This window comes from Streptomyces caelestis, assembly GCF_001279005.1.
Classification (GTDB): Bacteria; Actinomycetota; Actinomycetes; order Streptomycetales; family Streptomycetaceae; genus Streptomyces; species Streptomyces heliomycini.
This window is the reverse complement of record NZ_LGCN01000092.1, coordinates 1-362: the sequence shown is the minus strand read 5'-3', so window position 1 is coordinate 362 and position 362 is coordinate 1. Positions and strand designations below refer to the sequence as shown.

Genomic DNA, 362 nt, shown 5'->3' with positions numbered 1-362 from the left:
GGCGTCGGGGCCCCGCCGGGACGTCAGGACCAGATCCCGCACCCCACGCTCGGCCACCAGATAACGGGCGACCACCGCCCCCAGACCACCCGTACCACCGGTGACCAGAACCGCACCCGTGCCGTCCAGCGCGGGGACCGTACGGTCCGTCTCCAGCTCGCCGCCCGAGTCGGGCGACGGCAGACGGGTCAGACGCGGCACCAGCACCGCACCGTCCCGCACCGCCACCTCCGGCTCACCCGCGGCCACGGCCGCCACCGCCACATCCACCTCGGCGTCCGTGCCGGCCCCGACGTCGGCCAGCGCGAAACGGCCCGGATTCTCCGCCAGCGCCGCACGCACCAGACCCCACACCGGAGCCT

1 protein-coding gene is annotated in these 362 nt (G+C 75.7%); it reads right to left on the bottom strand.

Annotation, left to right across the window (positions count from 1 at the left end):
• The coding region (locus ADK41_RS09345; protein ID WP_037805373.1) for a KR domain-containing protein at positions 1-362 on the bottom strand (362 nt) is incomplete at both ends.